This window comes from Occallatibacter sp. FHG110214_02, assembly GCF_059115385.1.
This window is the reverse complement of record NZ_JBZYWK010000001.1, coordinates 480,023-499,178: the sequence shown is the minus strand read 5'-3', so window position 1 is coordinate 499,178 and position 19,156 is coordinate 480,023. Positions and strand designations below refer to the sequence as shown.

The window sequence follows — 19,156 nt, the reverse complement described above, 5'->3', positions numbered from 1 at the left end:
TGACCGTTCCCTCGGGAATGCCAAGAACCTGTGCAATCTCTTTGTAATCCATATCTTGCAGGTCGCGCAGGATGACCGCTTCGCGCAACTCCGTGGAAACCTTTGCCAGCGCCGCCTGCACCATCTTCTCCAGTTCCTTTTGTGCCGCCTGTTCATGCGGCGAGCGGTCCCGGCTCGTCAGCCGGTCCACCGGCTTGAGCTCCTCGCTCTCGTTCCAACCTTCGTCCAGCGACCCCGTAGCGCGCAAGTTCTTCGTCCTGCGGAAGTTGTCCACCAGCAGGTTGCGCGTCATGGTGGTAATCCAAACCTGCAGGCTGCCGCGTGTGCAGTCAAAGGCGGCCAGGTTGGAGTAAATCTTCAGAAACACGTCCTGCGTCAGGTCCTCGGCGTCTACCGGCGAACCCGTAAAGCGATAACAAAGCCCGTAGACGCGCCTGTGATGCTCCCGCACCAGCTCAGCCCACGCGCCCGAGTCGCCATCTAAACAGCGGCGGACGGTCTGCGTCCAATCGATCTCCAGAGCTCTCACCTCCCCGCCTCGCGGGCGGGCATTCGGCTTAACTCCACCTAAGCCAGTGCCGACATCTGAGCGGTTTTGCGCGCCGGGCTTCTTCGCCAAGCGGCCAATCCCGAAGCGTCCCTTTGCACCTGCAGGCTCTGCCGCCTGCTTCGCCGGTGCCGTGGGAGCCGTCCAGGAATCGCTCCAATTCAATGTACCAATGCACTGCATGGGGGGCTATACGCAACCGCAGTGTAAATAGTTCCCTGTCCGTTACAACGATTTTCGCAAATTCGTCGAAGAAAGCTAGTTAAAATGGCCTCCGGAGCATACCCCATGCGCAATCCGCTGCCTGTTTTTCTGCTCTCCACCGCTTTTGCCGCCAGCTCGGCGCTGGGCCTTACGGCCCAATCGCCTGGATTTAGCTGCGCGAAGGCCACTACACCGCAGGAAAAAACCATCTGCGCTTCGCCCGTACTTCGCAAAGCCGATGCGGAAATGACCGCCGCTTACAAGGCTTGGCTGACTGCGGCTCCTGCTGCGTGGAAGCCGCAAATCCGCCAGAACCAGCGGCTCTGGCTGCAACTGCGGCCGGGAAACTGCACGGATAAAGACCCCAAGGAGCGTGCCGATTGCCTGCTCTCCGCGGAGCAGGACCGCACCAAAACATTACAAGGCATGGTGACTCGCAAAAACGGCATCCTCTTTCTCTGGCAGGCTCTGACCTTCACCGCGCCGGATAGCCCGGACATCGCCAAGGATGAGGTCAAAGACAGCCAGCGCGCTTTTGGCTACGTGGATGCCACCTGGCCGCAGGCTCAATCCAGCGCCCCCGAATGGCAGGCATGGAATAAAGCCATTTCCGCGCAAGCCCGCATGACCAATCAGCCGGACGGCGGACAGGGCGTGCTGAATAAGCAATCCGCCGTCGATGCGGATACGAATGTCAGCATCACTCTCAACGTAGCCACAGACCAACTCGCCTCCGCCTCCATTCATAGCTACTGGTATGGACATGGCGCAGCGCACGGACTTAGTTCCATTTCACAATTCAATTGGCTGCTTAAGGAAAAACGCGAACTCAAAGCCGCCGACCTTTTCCGCCCGCAAATCTACTGGAGCAACGAGCTTTACAAGCGCACGGATCAATACCTGCACCAGAAACTCGACAGCAACAGTCAAAGCTACGAAACCTTTGCGCAACCCGGCGAAATGAAGAAGACAGTGCAGAAGCTCGTAGCCGATCCGCACCGCTGGCAAATCGACAAAAATGGCATCTCCATTCCGTTTGAACCCTATGAAGTAGCCTGCTACGCCTGTACACCGGAGCCATTCACCATGAGCTGGGACAGCCTCAAACCGTTACTCAACCCAGCCTTCCAAATCCCGCGCTAACCAAAAAACAAACGCCGCAAGCATCCCGTGCTCACGGCGTTCGCAAGAATTGGCGCGCAAAGCGCGCAGTTGCCCGGACGGCCAGTCCTAGTGCTTCTGAAAGAAATCCGGATGCACCGGGTTTTCAAACAGGCTGGCGTCGCGGGTCACGATGGTGAGGCCGGACGGGGTGACAAAATACCGCTTCTTATCCTCCACCGGGTCATAGCCGATAACCGTGCCTTCAGGAATCGTCACATTGCGGTCGATGATTGCCTTGCGTATCCGGCAGTGCCGCCCGATATTCACATGCGAGAAGATGATGCTCGAATCTACCTGCGAATACGAGTTCACCTTCACATCCTGCGACACAATACTATTCGACACCGAAGCACCTGAGATAATCACGCCTGCCGTAATAATGGAATTCACAGCCGACCCGGTTCGCCCTGGCTCTCCGAAGACAAACTTTGCCGGCGGATACTGCCTTACCCGCGTCCGGATCGGCCAGTCCACGTCATACAGATTGAAAACCGGCGAAACCGAGCACAGATCCATGTTCGCGTCGTAGTACGCATCGAGCGTTCCCACGTCGCGCCAGTAGAGAGCCTGCTGCTTGTTCTCGTCCACAAAGCTGTAGGCCACCATCTTCTTCTTGCCCAGCATCGCAGGCAGAATGTTGTGGCCGAAGTCGTGCTTCGAGTCCGGGTCTTCCGCATCGGCAATCAAAGCCTTCAGAAGAACGTCCGTACTGAAGATATAAATGCCCATCGAGGCATCCACGGCGTTGGGATTGAACGGCGAACGGAAGCTCGTCTCCTTCGGCTTCTCCTGGAAGCCCTGCACCTCGGCGTTCGCGCCCACCTCCACCACGCCAAAGCGCGAAACCTCATCCGGCGCAATGGGAAGAGTGGCCAGCGTTACGTCGGCATTCATCTTCTGGTGGTACTCCAGCATGAGCGAGTAATCCATCTTGTAGATGTGGTCGCCAGAAAGGATGATGATGTACTTTGGCTGCTCGGAGCCGATGGAATAGATGTTCTGATAAACCGCGTCGGCGGTGCCCATGTACCAGTTGGCTCCGGTGCGCTGCATAGGCGGCATCAGTTCAAAAAACTCGCCCAGTTCCTGCGCCACCGCTCCCGACCACCCTTCGCGAATGTGCCGGTTCAAGCTCAGGGCCTTGTATTGCGTAAGAATAAAGACCTTCCGGAGACCGGAATTGATGCAATTGGAAAGTGTAATGTCGATGATGCGATAGTGGCCACCGAACGGCACGGCCGGCTTTGCGCGATCCCGGGTCAACGGAAAGAGCCTCTCGCCCGCTCCCCCTGCAAGCAAAACTCCAAGCGTATCCTTCATCTCTGTCTATCCCCGCAGCATGTTTAATGTCGTGCGTTTCGTCAGTGCTCCCCTGATCCTGGCCGCCATCCCATTTTGTGGCCAGTGCGAAGAGTGCGCCGAACGGCTAACAATATCACACAGAGAGTACAACTGGCGTCAATGGGGGAAGACAGGGAACAAGGGGCCAAGAGAACGAGGGAACAAAAAACAACGGCCCGCTCGAATTGCTATCGAGCAGACCGCTTCCTTTTCATAGCAGGCGGCAGACTTCAATGAATCTGCATCCCAGCTTGGTCCCTTGGTCCCTTGGTCCCTTGGTCCCTTGGTCCCTTGGTCCCTTGGTCCCTTGGTCCTATCTCCGCTTCTTCTTGAACTTGTACTGCATGCCTACGGACATGGCATAGTTCCAGTTGTTGCGGCCACCGGAAGGCGAGATGTTCGTCGAGTAATCCGTGGAGTAGCGCGTCCAGACGGCATCCGTGGTGATGCGGAAGACCCAGCGCGACGAGCGGTTCAGGTCAAAGTGGCCGCCGAAAACTCCCGCCGGGGCGAACTGGTTGTTGTAAAAGTCCACAACCGAGGGAGGATTACCGCGGAGATCCTTCTCAAAGTCGCCATACGCGCCGCCAACCAGGGCATGCGCAATCAGCGCGCCGTGCTTGTTGTGCGGGCCAAGCCACTCCACACCGCCGGCAAACAGGTACTGCGCCACAAACGGCCCCTGGATGTTCTGCGTATTGGGCGCAGCGCCGCTGGTGCCGAAAGTCGGCCGGAAGGTGCCTTCCACGCCCAGGCGCCTGGCAAACCAGTACGAGCCGCTGACATCGAGGCCGCCAAGGTTCGCGCCTTCGCGAAGCGTCGGGCCAGCCTTGATGTGCTGATAGGCCGCGCCCAGCGAGATGTCATAGCGGTTGTCATAGGTGACGCCCGCCAGCGGATCAATCTGGACATACGACGGAGTTGCCGGAGCCCGGCTCGGAGCAACTTGCGCAGGGGAAGAAGAGGAAGACGACGGGGTCTGGCCGGAAGCCGCAACCGTGGCAACCAGCGCCAGAGCGGCGGAGGCAAGAACAGGAACACTTACTCGGAAACGCATCACTTCTAAGCTTACAAGACCGCGCCGAGGCCGGACAATGCGCGGCAAAGAGTTTTCAGACATGGCATTGAGACGGCGCAGCTCCGGGCAAGTGAGCGGGAAGGCAAAACAGGATGCAGGGTACGGGATTCAGGGGACAGGGTAAGAGCCTAAATTCTGCGTAGTTTTTACAGTTTTGCCCTTTATCTATAGCCCTGTACCCTACACCCTATACCCTGCTTTTCAACAGCCTTCCGTCCAGCGTGCATAAAGCAGATACCGCGTAGTCTTCAGCACTTCCACGGCTGCTATCGCCCATCCGGGGGCAATATCCGGGCCCAGCGCGGGAGCGGCGTGGCCTCGCCATGAAATTTCAAGATTGACTGGCAAATGGCTGAAAATCATCCCGGCACGCGGCAGGTGGTACTCGCTTGTCACCACTTCCGCCGAGCCCCAGCCGTGCTGCTTCATAATCTGCGCTGAGTAGCAGGCGTTCTGGATGGTGTCCTGTGCCTGCGGCTCTACGAAAATTGCGGAGTTCGGCACTCCTTGCGCACGGGCGACCCGCGCCATCGACTCCGCTTCGACAAAGTGGTTATGCGCCGCCGCGCCGGTCAGAATCAGGCGGGGGGCTACTCCGCGCTCGTATTCCTTTACCCCTTCGCTCACCCGCGCCAACTGCTCCGGAGTGGGGTTACCGTCGCTATCCGAAGGCGTTCCCAGCACGATAATCGCGTCCAGCCGGGCCGCATCGGTGCTTCCCTTGGGAGCAAAAGCCCGCGCCAGCACCGCCCAGACCACAAACAGCACCACCACCAGTACCGCCAGCGCAATCCAGCGCAGACGTATGCCGCCGCGCTGCGTACGCCGCGAGGAGCGGTGGCGGGGTCTCTGCCTTTCGAGTTGACGCAAACTTTGGCTCAAAACAATACAGCCTCTTCCCTCTCCACTTTACCGTGCGGAGGGAAAAGGCCGTATTAACAGGAAGTGTTCGTGGCCGAAGGGTTCATCCTCCGTCCCTCGTTATTCGTCCTTAGAGATTCAGTGACTCGCCCCAGGCCGAAAGCACAAACTCATTCAGCTCCTTGCGGGTGCGGGCGCTGGTTTCCATCTGCAGCATCCGCTCTACGGTAAGCTGAGACGGTTCGCCCTGGTATCCCAGCGCAATCACTGCGCCCAGGTGATACTCCTCGGGGATACCCAGCGTTGCGCGGGCCTTATCGTGGTCATAGCCCTTCATCTGATGCGCGGCCAGACCCAGTTCCGCTACCTGCAGAACGAGTGTAGCCGCAGCCTGCCCCAGGTCATACATTGCCGACCCATTCGTCGTTCCCTTTTCCGTGAGCGTCTTGGTCACGCCCAGAACCAGTACCGGAGCTTTCCCTGCCCAAAGCTGGTTGGCTTCGACCAGCGCACCAAAAATCTTCTCGTAGGTCTCAGAGCCTTTTTTGCCAACAATAAAACGCCAGGGCTGCTCGTTCGACGCCGACGCCGTCCAGCGCGCCGCCTCGAAAATCGCCTTCAGATCCGCATCGCTTACAGTCTTATCCGCGTCAAAGGCGCGCGGGCTCCAGCGGTGCAGCACTGCCGGAATAATGTTGGTCTCGGCTACATGGGCCTGCTTCAGCTTGTTTGCTTCCGTCGCTGAAAGGGTCATCAGGGATTCGCTCCTCAAAATCGAAAAAGATTGCTTCGGTATCGAAATAACCAGCATCCCCTTGGATTGTAGAGCGCCTGTGGAAGATTCCCAAAAACACGCAATCTTAACCTTGCGCAAACAAAAACCTCAGCGTTCTTCAGAAGCCTTGTAAACAAAGACTCCACCCATCAGCCCCAGCGCAGCCACCAGCCCCAGCACCACCCACGGAGCAGGCGTGTTTTGCCACGCCTCCGGCAGCATCTGCGGAATATGCAGCGCGGAAGGCAGCCCTGTGACCAGCCCCATCCAGCCCGCCTCATAACGCGAGGCAAAGATGGCACACATCACAGCCGCTACCGCTCCCAGCACTGCAGCAAAGACCTGCGCCGCCATCAGCGGACGGCTCACCTTCGCAATCGCGGCATTCCGCTTGCGCAACTGCGCGCGCCACCACAGCACGCCGGGGGATTCCAGCCGAGCCTGCGCAAAGGCCACCACCCGCTCGCGCTGAAAGGCTTCCGTGACCGTGACCAAATCGCGGCAGGCAACGCACGAGCCCACATGCGCTTGTAGTTCCGCCGAAGCAAGCCCCGGCCACTGGCCGCGCTTCACCAGCTCGGCCACTTCCTTCTCGCATTGGCAGCCACCCAGCTTCATCGCGCCTCCGTAATCAGCCTGGCAACCTTGCGCCGCGCCCGAAAGAGCAGCAGACGAATACTCGCCGAAGCCAACCCGGTTACCTCGGCAATCTCGCGGTGCGAGTAGCCCTCCGCATAGGCCAGCCAGAGCAGTTGGCGGTCTCTCGGCTTCATCTGCCGCAGCGCCGGGCCCAGTATCATCGCCGACTCCACCTGCCCCGCACCACCCTCGGCACGGAAATGCTCCTCCGGAACCTCGTCCATCGAGTCCACCTTCGGTTTCCGCCAATAATCCTTCATTAGATTGGAAGCGATGCGAAACAGGTACCGCCGTGCCGCCACTTCGCCATCCAGTTCCACGTCCGCGCAGAGAAAGCGCACAAAGCTCTCCTGCAGCAGGTCGTCAGCCAGCGCCGGATTGCCGGAAACCCGCGCCAGGTAAGCCCAAAGCGGCCTTGCCGACCGCTCATACAGCGCGGCAAAGGCGTCATTGTGCATGGCGGTCGCGCCGTGCTGTACTGCTGCGTCGCCCGCCAGCACATTCGAAATGGTCGAGTCCAGTCTCATCGAATCCGGATTCATCTGCCTCTGCTTCTTCCCTGTTTGCGCCATGGTAACGGTCCACGGCGCTTACTGTTCATCACCCGGCCGGCCATTCCGCGAAGGCATCAGACCAAGCCTTCCCGCAAGTACCCACGTAATCCCCGACGAAAGAATAAATCCAATCCCCGGCATCAGCGTCACCACGCCCAGCACCAGCATCGGCATGTGGTAATCCCCGCGCACATTCCGCAGCAGCAAAAACCCAATGCCCAGCAGCACCATCACCACGCCAATCTGTAGCGGAGTTATCACACGCGCCACGGCGTTCGGCATCTGCTCCTGCTCAGTGCGCAGCGGAATCGGCGCGGCCTCCAGAAACTTCCTGCCCGCCTCTGTCTCCATGTATCCAGCCAGCTCCTGCACGGTCGCAAACTTGTCGATGATGCGGCCATGCACATCGCTCTGCAGCTTGAAGGTGCGGCTCCAGCGACGGTTCTCAATAAACAGCCGCAGCGCCAGCAAAAACACAACCATCACCGCCGTCACGCCCAGCACCGGCGGCAAATTGCTCAGAAACTCATCAAAACCGGTGCGCGGAGTCTGAGAGCGGTAAATCTCGGGCCAAATCGCCCGCTCCAGTGCCTCATCCGGGCTGCCATCCTGCGCGTGCATGTGCGTAAAAAGATAGAAATCCGGGTTGCGGACAATCTCCGGATGTGCCGCCAGAAACTGCGCCAGTTGCGGGTTGTTGCGACTAACATACTCCTGGTCAGCCAGCAGCGAGGAGTCACGCGCCACCACGGTCGTCAGCGTAGGGCTCAGCCGCAACAGGTCAATCAACTGCCGCTGCGTCTCCGCAATTTCCTTTTCCCCCAGCGCAGGCGCGTTCACAACAGGCGCGACAGGGGTTTGCGGTTTCGTCGGGTGCGCCTGGGCAGCCACAGCCGCATGATTAAAAACAGGCATAAACGCGGTCAAAGTCAAACAACCGGCAAGCAGGATACGGCGATTCAGCATAATCTCGTCCTCGAAATTCAAATCGTTGCGAAGGCCTTCACCCCATTAACGAATCAGCCGCCCTGTGGTTAACATCACACCTCAAATCCTTACAGGGTTTAAAATCAAAAATGGCGTGTGCCCCAGCGGGCGCATCTGAGATTACGACCGGTTGCGTGCAGATGCTTTCAATCTCTGCGCGGGCCGGAAATTTGTGTGAAAGCGCGGTTTTCCATGGCAATGCGAGCAAAGACAGCAGTGGTGTTGGGCGCCCAGTGGGGCGATGAGGGCAAGGGCAAGATTGTAGACGTGCTGAGCGACGGCTTCAGCGCCGTGGCGCGTTACGCCGGCGGCCATAACGCCGGCCATACCGTCATCATCAGCGGCCAGAAATTCGTCCTCCAGCTCATTCCCTGCGGAGTCCTGCGCCCCAGGTGCGTCGGCGTCATCGGCAACGGCGTTGTCCTCGACCCCATCGCCTTCCTCAAAGAAGTGGCGCGCCTGCGCGAGCTTGGCATTGACGTGGACAACCAGCTCCGCGTCTCGAACCGCGCCCAGGTCATCCTCCCGTATCACCGCCAGATTGAGCTTGCCGCCGAGTCCGCGCCCGGCCGCCAGAAGATTGGCACCACCAGCCGCGGCATTGGCCCCGCGTATGAAGACAAGATGTCCCGTAGCGGCCTCCGCGTCGTGGACCTGCTGAACCCCACGCTCCTCAAGACGCACATTGAAGCAGCCTGCGCGGAAAAGAACGCCATCGTCCACGCGCTCTATGGCACCGACCCGCTCGACCCCGCGAAGATGTACGACGAGTACGCCGCCGCAGCCGAGCAAGTCCGCCCCTTCGTCACCGATGGCGGACGCCTGCTCAACTCCATCCTGAAAGATGGCGGCAGCGTAATGTTTGAAGGCGCGCAGGGCACCATGCTCGACATCGACCACGGAACATACCCCTTCGTCACCTCATCCTCCGCCACAGCAGGCGGCGCAGCCACCGGAACCGGCGTTGGCCCGACCAACATCGGCACCGTCATCGCTGTCACCAAGGCGTATGTCACCCGCGTAGGCGAAGGCCCGTTCCCGACGGAAATCTTCGAGCCCGTAGGCGACCATCTCCGCGCTCGCGGCAACGAGTACGGCGCTGTGACCGGCCGCCCCCGCCGCTGCGGCTGGCTCGATATTCCGCTGCTGCGCTACTCCAACACCGTAAACGGCGCGGAATGGCTCGTTGTCACCAAGATGGACGTTCTCGACGAACTCGACGAAATCCCCGTCTGCACCGGCTACGAAATCAACGGCAAGGTGACCGATGAAATTCCCGCCGATGTGCAGGGCCTCGAATCCATCAAGCCTGTTTACACCAAGCTCAAGGGCTGGCAGTCGAGCACCGAAGGCATCACGGACTTTGAAAATCTTCCCAAAGCCGCACAGGAGTATCTCCGCTTCCAGGAGCGCGAGAGCGGCGCGAAGATCGGCATGGTCTCCACCGGTCCCGACCGCGACCAGACGATGATTCTTCCGGAGTTCGCCAGCGTTCTCAAAGAACTCCACCGCTAACCAGCAATCCACCCACACAAAAGCCCGGTCCGCAACGGTCCGGGCTTTTGCTTTTCCCGCCCCCGCACCCCGCACCCTGTCCCCTGCCTTTTCCTAGTACACTTGCATGCAGGTCTCACCCACCGCATTTAAACTTATCGACGGCCATACAACAGAAAGGGATATCCCTGCCCATGATTAGCTTTACTGTTCGCCTGACTTTTTCCCAGGAGGACCGCGCGGAAATCGCGGAAATCCTGCGTGCCTTGACCACTGCCAGCCGCCAGGAACCCGGCTGCGTGAGCTATATTCCGCACACCATCTCGGGCGACCCCGATACCATCCTTATCTATGAGCAGTACAAGGACCAGGCGGCCCTCGATGCGCATGGCAGCTCCGAGCATTTCAAGAAATATGCCGTCGGCGGGCTCTACCAGAAGATGCGCGAGCGCTCCCGCGAAGACCTTGTCGCTCTGCTGTAAAAGCAAGGGACAGGGTTACGGGGTACAGGGTGTAGGACCGGCATAGCCGGTCCTCTGCAGAGCAATGGCACATTTTCAAGTCTGTGCCGTCTAAAAATCACTGGTCATGGAATCTGGCAGGGTTGTACTTTCCCTGTACCCGGTACCCTATACCCTGCACCCTGTCTTTCTCATTGACCCTTTACGCGATTCAACGCTACTATCCGGTACGCGCCTATGGTCTGGAAGCCTGCCAAAAACCTGCTGCAACGGAGCTGCCTCACGGCGCTCACTCTTGTTTCTGCAGTTTCAATCTGTGCTCAGCCGCCCAAGGCCAAGCCGCCCAAGCCCGACATGCCGCGCTCGGAGCGCCACGAAAGCAAGCATGAGGTTGACCAGCTTGAGGAGTCATGGCGCACCGCAGCGCTGCACCATGATGCCAACGCCATGGACACGCTGCTTTCCGACGACTACATCGGCATTGGCGCCACCGGAACGCTGCAATCCAAGGATGAAATGCTGGCCAGCCTGCGCGCCGGCACCACGCAGTTCACGCAGATTGACCTCTCCGACCGCAAAGTTCGCTTCTACGGCAAAACAGCCCTCGTCACCAGCCGCGCGGAAGTCACCGGAACAACTCTCAACGGCAGGATAGAAGGCAGCTTCCGCTATACCCGCGTTTACGTTCGCGACAGCAAAGGCATCTGGAAGGTCGTGAGCTTTGAAGCCAGCCGCATTCGCGATACCGAAGACCGCAAGTAAAACGCCCCCTTACGCGCCCGGCAGCGAGGCCATCAGCCGCGCCAGTTCCGCCTGCCGGTGCGTCTCCGTCCTGGCCAGCACGCGCTTCATATGAAAGCAAACCGTGCCCTCGGCCAATTCAAGACTCTCGGCTATGCTCGTAATCTCCTGCCCCTGAAAGAGCAAATCCGCAACGCGCGCTTCTGTGGGAATGAGCGCATAAAGCGCCGTCAGCACCACGCTGCGCGACTGCAAGCGCCCCACCGGATCGCTGAGAAAAACCAGCGCGGCCACCTGCATTCCCCTGCCCGGCAGATCAGACCGGAAAGGCGTAACCGTAAGCTGCACCGCCGCATAGATGCGCTCAATCAAGCCAGGCAACTGGCCTGTGCCGCTAAAAGCATGTTCCGGGTTCGCAAACATATGTGAGGGGAAGGGCTCTTGCCGCCGAAAACTGCCAGCCGGGAAGCCCCGGCTTATCCCACCCCTTTACGCGCTTCAAGGAAATATCCACCAAGCAGGAGAATCTCCTCCCTCCGCAGATTCGCCTGCTGCCGGATCAATCACGGATAGCAGCTTCTAAAATCAATGCATGCCCGAGCTTCCCGAAGTAGAGACCGTTGCCAACAGCGTCAACCAACGCGTTCAGGACGACCAGATTGTAGAAGCCTGGTTCGGCAGCCACAAAGAGCCGTTCAAAAACAGTCCTGCAAAACAGGCGAAGGGGCTGGAGGGCAAAACTCTCCACTCAATTCATCGCACGGGGAAGCACATTGTCTGCGAGCTGAAGGATGGGCCAAAATCGACAGTCGTTGCGCAGTGGATCGTTCATCTCGGCATGACGGGGCGGCTGCTTGTCACAACTCCTGACGCCGAAATTGCCCCGCACACCCACGCCCGCCTGCGCCTCAAAAGCGGCAAAGAACTGCGCTTTGTGGACCCACGCCGCTTTGGCCGGCTGGAATTTCGCGACCTGGGCCGCGAAAAGCCCTTTGTTGCCGCCGGCTCCGAGCCTCTGACCATCGCCTCCGACGAGTTTGCCGTGCTTTTTCGCGGGCGCAAGCTGGCCATCAAGGCTGCCCTGCTAAACCAGTCCCTGCTGACAGGGGTAGGCAACATCTATGCCGATGAAAGCCTTTTTCATGCCGGAATCCGGCCCAAAAAGATTGCTGGCCGCCTGACCCGCGCCGAACTCGACCGCCTGCACGCCGCCCTGCAGCAGGTTTTGCGGGACTCCATTGCCCGCGGCGGCTCCTCGGTTTCCGATTACGTAGATGCCAACGGCGTCCGGGGTTTCTACCAACTCAGCCATGCCGTCTATTCCCGCGAAGACCAGCCCTGCCACCACTGCGGCACTCTGATTAAGAAAATCGTCCTGGCTGGCCGCGGAACCCACTTTTGTCCCCAGTGTCAGCGGTAGCCAACATAAAGAATCTATGATTTTTTGAAATTTTTCAGGTGAGATTCTCCAGAAATTAAGTAAAGCCCGAGAGCCCGTCCGCGTAACTTATTGAAACCAATAAGCAGCACAAACGGCACGGCAATTGCTATATAGAGGGTGCCAGTGATGAAAGGCAATCGGGGGTGAGCTTCCGAGCGCCGAAAGACACGGGACCCGCAAGAGAGCCGGCAATGACCGAGCACCGGCGGGAATCCCGCGAGAATAAGAGCCAAAGGCTCTGAGAAGCGCAATTCGGGAGGCCAGTGACAGACGCCACTCCAATCAGGAGTGGCGTTTTCACGTTGAGAGGCAGGGAACAGAGTTAAGGTACCGGGTACAGCATTTTAGATAAGCACCAAAAGCCCATCCGAAGGATGACCACCCAAACTCTGTAGACCTGCATCCCAGCCTAGTCCCTAGTCCCTCGCTTTTCCCCTCTTGCAAGCAACGCGCCCCCGGAGTAGTATCAAGTTTGCCGATCACAGCGTCTGATGGATGCCTCCTCTTACGGGTAGAGCCAGCCCGGCGCTGAATTAAGGAAACTTCGCCATTGCCATAAAGCCGCCAGTCGGCTGGAATGTCGAAATCTCCCCATCAGAAAGGCATTCCTGAGTGGAAGGGTGGCAGTCGTGCGGTGCGAACCGCCTCTGCCCAAGCCATGGCAGGCCCGGCGGCACCATGAGGGCAGTGCATGGCATAAAGGCCGCTGTGAGCAAGTGCCGCGCCTTATTTTCAAGCCAGATGGCTCGAATCGGGTGACGCAGGCAACGAAAGTTTCACTACATACAGGAACCGCTAGCGCAGCGCGCAACGGTTCCCGGCAAGAACAGGGGTTTATCTACGATTACGGCCGGGATGGAAGCGTCATGGTACGGTGTGGAGCAGCATCCCACATCTGACTCGGACTGCGCCCACTTTTCCCCATGTAATGCAAGGCTTGCTTGTTTCCCTGCCGGCGGAATTGCTCCGCGGGCGCTTCGCTCGGCGTGACAGAGCCAAATGACATCAACAACAACGTGCCAGGAAGTACACGCATGACAACAGAATCGACGCAGACCCCGATTGAAGCGGGGCCGAACCCGGCCGCAGCAGGCCAGGGTCAGTCGCAGGGGCATCGGCGCCGTCGCCGCCGCCGCAAGAACAAGTCCAGCCACGCCGCCGCCGCTCCCCAGCAGCAGGCTCAGCAGGGCCAGCCCGCACCACAGCAGCAACCCAAGCCTTTCGCTCAGAACCAGCCGCAAGGCCAGCAGGGCGAGGGTGGCGGTGGTGGCCGTCGCAAGAAAAAGAAGAAAAAGTTCTTCGAGGGCGGCAAGCCGCGCCCCGAGCCCGGCAACAGCCTTGCTCCACAGGGCGGCCAGGGCAAGCGCAAAAACAGGCAGCGCGGCCCGCGCGAGTTTGTCGGTCCCATGGACCACAGCTATCGCGCCGCCAACGGCAATGTGGCCGACGGTCCCGCCTCCACCATTCAGATTACGAATGGCAACGGCAACTTCCACACGGACCTCTACGACCACACGCCAGCTCCGGCAGTCCGCGAGGACGCTCCGACGCGCATCTTCTGCTTCATTGAGGATCTTTTCTTCCTCGCCAAAATCCAGGAGACCGCCCGCAAGCTCGGTGTAAAGGTTGAGTTCCTGAAGAGTGGCGACAAAGAGGCCGTCACTCGCCTCACCAGCCTCGGCGAAGCCCCAAGCCTGTTGGTCTTCGATCTGAACAACGCCAACGCCAAGCCGCTGACGTTGATTCCGAAGCTCAAGACCAAGTTCAAGAAGGCCACATCCGTCATCGGCTTCCTCTCGCACCTGCAGGGCGACCTGAAGGCGAAGGCTACCGAAGCAGGCTGCGACACGGTTATGCCGCGTTCGGCCTTCTCGCAGAGCCTGCCCAACCTCCTCCGCCGCTACGGCATGGAAGAGGAAGACGAATATGTTCCGCAGCCCGTATAAATCGCAAAATAAAAAGGCGGCCAGCAAATGCTGGCCGCCTTTTTTCGTCACTCGTCCCTAAATCAGCTCGGTGCGCCCTGACTGCCCAAGCTCCTTCACAATCTTGCTCACGTCCTGCGAATGATCGCGATGCGCAATCAACAGCGCATCCTCGGTATCCACAATGATGAGATTCTCCACACCCAGCAGCGCTACAAATTTCTTCGGACTGTAGACGTAGTTATTCGCGCCATGAATCGTCAGGTGACCGTCGGAATCGGCAACATTGCCATCGCCATCGCCGCTGTGCCTCGTCTCTAGCTGATATTCGTAAAGCGAAGCCCACGATCCAAGATCGTTCCAATCAAAATCCGCCGGCAGGCAATACAAATTCGACTTGCGCTCACCCTTTGCGGACCGCGGTTCCAGCACTGCGTAATCCACCGAAATGTTTTCGCACTTCGGATAGAGGTCAGTAAAGACCTCTTCAAACTGCGGCGTTCCATAGGCTGCCGCAATCTCTTCCAGCAGCGGAGCCGTATCCGGCAGATGCTCGCGCACAGCATTCGCCAGTGTCCGCGCCGTCCATAAAAACATACCGGAGTTCCAGAAGTAGTTTCCCGCAGCGATAAACTCTTCCGCTCTATGCAGGTTTGGCTTCTCCGTAAAACGCCGCACATGCATTGCAACACCGTCGTCCGTCAGGTCGCCGGTTTCAATATACCCATAGCCGGTTTCCGGACGCGTGGGCTCAATGCCCAGCACCACAATGTTCTCGCCTGCCGCAGCCAGCGCAATTCCCTTCTGCAAAACCCTCAGGAAGCGCGGCTCATCGCCAATTACATGGTCAGAAGGAAAAACACCCAGCACGGTATTAGGATTCCTGCGCTCAATCAGAAACGCAGCCAAGCCGCATGCCGGAGCTGTATTGCGTGCCGCCGGCTCCTCGATAATCTGTTCCGCAGGCACGCCGCGGAGCTGATCGGCAATCTCCGGTGCAAGCAAATCATTGGTAATCACCAGGATTTTCTCAACGCTGCTCAGCGGTTTCAGCCGCTCCACTGTCTGCTGAATCATGGAGCGCTCGCCATCCAGCGCCAGCACCTGCTTGGGACGGGCACGGCGCGAACGGGGCCAGAAGCGTGTACCACTACCGCCAGCCAGAATTACAGGTCGGAAATCTATCTTCTCAGACATGTGAAGGGCATTCTCTATGCGTATTGACTGACTTGTCCAGCGATTACAAACTACAAAAAATAAATTTTTCGATTGTTACAAAAAACATCTTCGTGTGCTTCCACCCTTTGCAGCAGCTCTGCTGCAAAGGGTGGAAGCACAATGGTCTATCCAGCCAGAATGACGCGCGTAGAGCACAACTGCCTAGGCAGCCAGTTCCTAGCCAAGTTTGGAGAGGAATTCCGCCATGCGGCGAGTGCCTTCGTCGATGCTCTGCTTGGTCACCGGGTACGAAAGCCGGATATGCTGGCTGGTTCCAAAGGCTTCGCCCGGAACCGTCACCACATGCGCCTCGTGCAGCAGCCGCGTCGCCAGCTCAGTTGCAGACTGAATTCCGCCCTTGCCGATGAACGAGCCGATATTCGGATACACGTAGAACGCGCCTTCCGGCTTGGTGCAGGTCACACCGGGAATCGCCGTCAGCTTTGCCAGCATGTAGTCGCGCAGGTCAATAAACTCTTCACGGAACTTCGCCACACACTCCTGCGGTCCGGCGAGTGCCGCAATGGCCGCCTTCTGCACGATGCTCGTCGCGTTCGACGTCTGCTGCGACTGCAGCTTCGAGAGGTTCGAGATAATCGACTTCGGAGCCAATGCGTAACCTCCGCGCCACCCCGTCATCGCATACGTCTTCGAAAGCGAACCAAGCACCACCATGTGCTCCTTTGCCCACGCAAACGAGCCCGCGGAAACCGGCGTTCCAGCATAGTTGAGATACACGTAGCACTCGTCCAGCAGCAGGTAGATGTTGCGCTCATGCGCCAGCCGCACAATGCGCTCCAGGTCTTCCGCGCTCACAATCGAGCCGGCCGGGTTCGACGGCGAGTTCAAGATAATCGCCTTCGTCTTCGGCGTAATCGCCTTTTCAATCGCGTCCGCCGTGATGCGGAAGTTCTCCTCTTCCTTCGTCTCAAGGAAGATCACCTTGCCGCCCGCGTACTGCACAATGTCCTTGAAGCTCACCCAGTAAGGAACCGGCAGAATCACTTCATCGCCGTGGTCCACCAAAATCTGGATGGCGTTAAACAGCGCATGCTTCTCACCAACTGTAAAAATCGCCTCATCAATCCCGTAGTCAGAACCAAAATCCGCCGCATGCCGGTCCACAATCGCCTTGCGAACGTCAGGAATGCCCGGCACAACCGTGTAGCGGGTAAAGTTCGCATTGATGGCCTCAATCGCGGCATCTTTAATGTGCTGCGGCGTGGGAAAATGCGGTTCGCCCGCGCCAAAGTCCACCAGGTTCACGCCGGTGGCGCGCAGCTTCGCGGCCTCAGCGGCCACGGCCATAGTTGCGGAAACCTCAATCCGGCCAATGCGGTCGGCAAAAACTTTGCTGGGAGCGGCTACAGTCGTCATGTCTTCTATTCTTGCAGATTTTCATGCCGTTCTCATTTCGCCATGCAAGATTCCCCATTCCGCACACTCAGCACACGCGTACCAATCCGGGTTCCTGCATAGAAAAACCATTTCCAATCCCCTTGAACTCCACGACTTTTCCGATAACACTCGTGTCAACAGAATGTAACGTGGTGGAAACGGAGCGTCGCTCCCGGAACACCATTCAGGCAAGTGGCTAAGTATTTCGTAGCTGGGATGGTCCGGCTGCTCGTCACACGGGCTTCTCCAGCACCACACAAGGAGGGCGCCGTGCGGCCAGAATCGCAATCCGCTTCGCAAGCTGACTCTCATCCTCTCGCTGCGTTCTTTCAGCAAGCCGTGCGCAACAGTTATGAGGGCCGCCTCGGCCTCAACGACCCCACCGTCACCGGCTACGTTGCCCAACTGCTCTGCGACTTCACCCGCTCCGACAAGCTTTACAAGCTGCGCGACGTGCAGGGCCACCCCGTCTCCGAACTCGAACAGATGATGGCCGCCGCCGATCCTATCCACGGCACCGCATCAAGCTTTGACGACGAGCGCCGCATCCGCAAGCACATCGGCGACTACGCGCTCTTCACCGCCGGCATGTACCCCGAGTCATCGCAAGTGCGCCGCCAGCAAAAAGCCAGTTATTCCGAGCTTATTCACGCAGGCAAGGAGAGCTACTACATCGTCAGCCAGTTCAATTTATTTGAATATGAGCAGGAAGCGCCGCTCTTCGCACGCCTCTCTGATTGGTTCGAGCGCTGCATCCTCGGCCTCACGCTGGTCCGCGAAGAACTAGGCAACCGCAAGCCATTGCTCATGCCGCCCGTGCAATAACGTCTTTTTGACTTAGTTGAAATCAGGAGGCGCGCCAACAACCGCTGAAGGGACGACATTCTCATTCCGAATGGATCGAGCACGATTCGCAAGATTCACAAACGCACCGACGATCATCAAGACCACCATGAGAGAAACGGCTATGTAGAAGGGATACCTGAGCACTGGCCAGGCGCGAGGCGGAATCTGATCAACCAGCTTGTCGCGAAGCGTATCGTTAAACCGCATCGGACGGTCTTCGCCTTCTGACGCAGGCCTCCAGCGCGATGCCAGGTAAGTTGCACGCACATTCGAGAGAAGCACTGCACCAATGATGAACGGGATTACACCCGGAAATCGCACTTGGGCCAACACTCCAACAACATAAGAGATAAAAACTGTGAGCGCCGCAATGAAGCTATGCTCCCGCACGCCCATTCCTCCTACCCAATACACAAAGAAGGCCAGCACGCCAATAATCATCAGAAAAATGCGAACAGCCAGCATAGGAAAGCTCAAGGACATAAAAATGCACATGACGAGATTGACCACGCCAATGGCAAAGCAGATCCAGAACCCCTGCTGACCGAGGTAATCCACATCCCAGGCGTTCTCTACCGTAGGCCAAAAGAGGCTCTTGAGGCGGCCATCACTCTTCTTGGCATCCCCAGACAAATCAAGTGTTTGCATGGCAGCGATATTCAGGGATATCGCTGCCTGTGTCAAGCATGATTATTCGTTACTCTGACCATACAGCCAGCACATTCCCCACTCCATCCGAAAAGTGAAATCTCCGCCCGCCCGGAAACTCAAACACAGGCACAACCACTTCCCCGCCCGCAGCCTTAACCGCCGCTTCCGTAGCACTCAAATCCGCCGAATAAATCACAACCAGCGGAGCAGTCTTCGGCAGCGCCTCATGCGGGTCAACCTTATAGAACCCGCCCGCAATCCCCGCCGAACTCGGGTCAAAGCTCGCATACTCCGGGCCATAATCGACAAAGCTCCAGCCGAAGACCGTCGAATAAAACGCCTTCGCCGCCGCAATATCGGTCGCGGCAAACTCTACATAATTGATGGCATGGTGATTTTGTACCTGGCTCATAACCCATTCTCCTTAATAGGTGAAGTGAAGTCGTAGAAAAGGCGCACCTTTCCCAGTGCGCTTCTGATACGCCTCCATCCACACGCCCTCAGAAGCGGGAGAAGTGCAGGTAGAGCCCGCTGATTAAAAAACAGCAAAACAAACGCGGGCTGCCGAGGTACATATCGAACTTAACATCCCCTTTTTGCGTATGCAATCCATAGATGCGGCACAAGAAACGAAACCCGTGCCCAGGCGCACTATCCCTCCGGTGCGAACCATATGTTCGCAAACGGACACTTATGTCCGCTAACGGATACCTTTCTACCGCAGTCCAACTCGCTGCTATGAATCATTTAGTTGCAAAATAAGCACCGTTCGCCTCTGATCGCGCGTCTGTCAAATGGAATGAGGATTGCTGCGAACGTAACAGCACAAAA

The 19,156-nt window shown here is 58.3% G+C and carries 20 protein-coding genes; 7 read left to right on the top strand and 13 right to left on the bottom strand.

Features of this window, described 5'->3' with window-relative positions:
* The coding region (locus AC5S3R_RS02075) for an RNA polymerase sigma factor (protein WP_494264952.1) at nt 1-712 on the bottom strand (712 nt) is incomplete at its 3' end.
* 102 nt (nt 713-814) lie between these two features.
* Here AC5S3R_RS02075 and AC5S3R_RS02070 point away from each other — a divergent pair.
* The gene (locus AC5S3R_RS02070) at nt 815-1,894 is read left to right on the top strand and encodes a DUF3298 domain-containing protein (RefSeq protein ID WP_494264951.1); all 1,080 of its coding nucleotides are present in this window, start codon (nt 815-817) and stop codon (nt 1,892-1,894) included.
* Nucleotides 1,895-1,981: 87 nt separating this feature from the next.
* Here AC5S3R_RS02070 and glgC read toward each other — a convergent pair whose 3' ends face one another.
* From glgC to AC5S3R_RS02035, 7 genes are all read right to left on the bottom strand, one after another.
* Nucleotides 1,982-3,235, bottom strand: coding sequence for a glucose-1-phosphate adenylyltransferase (gene glgC, locus AC5S3R_RS02065; RefSeq protein WP_494264950.1), 1,254 nt, complete (start codon nt 3,233-3,235; stop codon nt 1,982-1,984).
* A 334-nt stretch (nt 3,236-3,569) separates the two neighbouring features.
* Nucleotides 3,570-4,313 (bottom strand): hypothetical protein, encoded by a 744-nt coding sequence (locus tag AC5S3R_RS02060; RefSeq protein ID WP_494264949.1) that lies wholly within the window; start codon nt 4,311-4,313, stop codon nt 3,570-3,572.
* Between the two features lie 222 nt (nt 4,314-4,535).
* Entirely contained in the window at nt 4,536-5,216 is a 681-nt protein-coding gene (locus AC5S3R_RS02055) for a YdcF family protein (RefSeq protein WP_494264948.1), read from the bottom strand.
* Nucleotides 5,217-5,325: 109 nt separating this feature from the next.
* Nucleotides 5,326-5,949 carry a nitroreductase family protein gene (locus AC5S3R_RS02050; protein WP_494264947.1) on the bottom strand — a complete coding sequence of 208 codons (624 nt, stop codon included), beginning with the start codon at nt 5,947-5,949 and terminating at the stop codon, nt 5,326-5,328.
* Nucleotides 5,950-6,078: 129 nt separating this feature from the next.
* The gene (locus AC5S3R_RS02045; protein WP_494264946.1) at nt 6,079-6,588 is read right to left on the bottom strand and encodes a hypothetical protein; all 510 of its coding nucleotides are present in this window, start codon (nt 6,586-6,588) and stop codon (nt 6,079-6,081) included.
* The gene (locus AC5S3R_RS02040; protein ID WP_494264945.1) at nt 6,585-7,181 is read right to left on the bottom strand and encodes an RNA polymerase sigma factor; all 597 of its coding nucleotides are present in this window, start codon (nt 7,179-7,181) and stop codon (nt 6,585-6,587) included. Before AC5S3R_RS02040 ends, AC5S3R_RS02045 begins: the two co-directional genes overlap by 4 nt.
* Before the next feature lie 18 nt (nt 7,182-7,199).
* Nucleotides 7,200-8,129 (bottom strand): hypothetical protein, encoded by a 930-nt coding sequence (locus AC5S3R_RS02035; protein WP_494264944.1) that lies wholly within the window; start codon nt 8,127-8,129, stop codon nt 7,200-7,202.
* A 213-nt stretch (nt 8,130-8,342) separates the two neighbouring features.
* Between AC5S3R_RS02035 and AC5S3R_RS02030 the strand changes: the two genes are divergently transcribed.
* From AC5S3R_RS02030 to AC5S3R_RS02020, 3 genes are all read left to right on the top strand, one after another.
* Nucleotides 8,343-9,665, top strand: a complete 1,323-nt coding sequence (locus AC5S3R_RS02030; RefSeq protein ID WP_494264943.1) for an adenylosuccinate synthase — start codon at nt 8,343-8,345, stop codon at nt 9,663-9,665.
* A 173-nt stretch (nt 9,666-9,838) separates the two neighbouring features.
* A complete protein-coding gene (locus tag AC5S3R_RS02025) occupies nt 9,839-10,126 on the top strand; it encodes a putative quinol monooxygenase (protein ID WP_494264942.1) in 288 nt (95 codons plus the stop codon).
* A gap of 216 nt (nt 10,127-10,342) precedes the next feature.
* Nucleotides 10,343-10,867 carry a nuclear transport factor 2 family protein gene (locus AC5S3R_RS02020; RefSeq protein WP_494264941.1) on the top strand — a complete coding sequence of 175 codons (525 nt, stop codon included), beginning with the start codon at nt 10,343-10,345 and terminating at the stop codon, nt 10,865-10,867.
* 9 nt (nt 10,868-10,876) lie between these two features.
* Here AC5S3R_RS02020 and AC5S3R_RS02015 read toward each other — a convergent pair whose 3' ends face one another.
* A complete protein-coding gene (locus tag AC5S3R_RS02015; protein ID WP_494264940.1) occupies nt 10,877-11,269 on the bottom strand; it encodes a helix-turn-helix transcriptional regulator in 393 nt (130 codons plus the stop codon).
* A 169-nt stretch (nt 11,270-11,438) separates the two neighbouring features.
* Between AC5S3R_RS02015 and mutM the strand changes: the two genes are divergently transcribed.
* Both mutM and AC5S3R_RS02005 read left to right on the top strand, forming a co-directional pair.
* On the top strand, nt 11,439-12,266 hold the full coding sequence (gene mutM / locus AC5S3R_RS02010; protein ID WP_494264939.1) for a bifunctional DNA-formamidopyrimidine glycosylase/DNA-(apurinic or apyrimidinic site) lyase: 828 nt from the start codon (nt 11,439-11,441) through the stop codon (nt 12,264-12,266).
* A gap of 1,055 nt (nt 12,267-13,321) precedes the next feature.
* Nucleotides 13,322-14,233, top strand: a complete 912-nt coding sequence (locus AC5S3R_RS02005; protein WP_494264938.1) for a response regulator — start codon at nt 13,322-13,324, stop codon at nt 14,231-14,233.
* A gap of 57 nt (nt 14,234-14,290) precedes the next feature.
* On the opposite strand, the gene AC5S3R_RS02000 is transcribed toward AC5S3R_RS02005, so the two are convergent.
* Together AC5S3R_RS02000 and AC5S3R_RS01995 are read right to left on the bottom strand one after the other, a co-directional pair.
* Nucleotides 14,291-15,409 carry a mannose-1-phosphate guanylyltransferase gene (locus AC5S3R_RS02000; protein ID WP_494264937.1) on the bottom strand — a complete coding sequence of 373 codons (1,119 nt, stop codon included), beginning with the start codon at nt 15,407-15,409 and terminating at the stop codon, nt 14,291-14,293.
* Nucleotides 15,410-15,607: 198 nt separating this feature from the next.
* A complete protein-coding gene (locus AC5S3R_RS01995) occupies nt 15,608-16,807 on the bottom strand; it encodes a pyridoxal phosphate-dependent aminotransferase (RefSeq protein ID WP_494264936.1) in 1,200 nt (399 codons plus the stop codon).
* Between the two features lie 291 nt (nt 16,808-17,098).
* Here AC5S3R_RS01995 and AC5S3R_RS01990 point away from each other — a divergent pair, with 291 nt between their 5' ends.
* The gene (locus AC5S3R_RS01990; protein WP_494264935.1) at nt 17,099-17,653 is read left to right on the top strand and encodes a hypothetical protein; all 555 of its coding nucleotides are present in this window, start codon (nt 17,099-17,101) and stop codon (nt 17,651-17,653) included.
* A gap of 12 nt (nt 17,654-17,665) precedes the next feature.
* On the opposite strand, the gene AC5S3R_RS01985 is transcribed toward AC5S3R_RS01990, so the two are convergent.
* The gene (locus AC5S3R_RS01985) at nt 17,666-18,322 is read right to left on the bottom strand and encodes a hypothetical protein (RefSeq protein WP_494264934.1); all 657 of its coding nucleotides are present in this window, start codon (nt 18,320-18,322) and stop codon (nt 17,666-17,668) included.
* Between the two features lie 49 nt (nt 18,323-18,371).
* Entirely contained in the window at nt 18,372-18,737 is a 366-nt protein-coding gene (locus AC5S3R_RS01980; protein WP_494264933.1) for a VOC family protein, read from the bottom strand.
* Between the last annotated feature and the right edge of the window lie 419 nt (nt 18,738-19,156).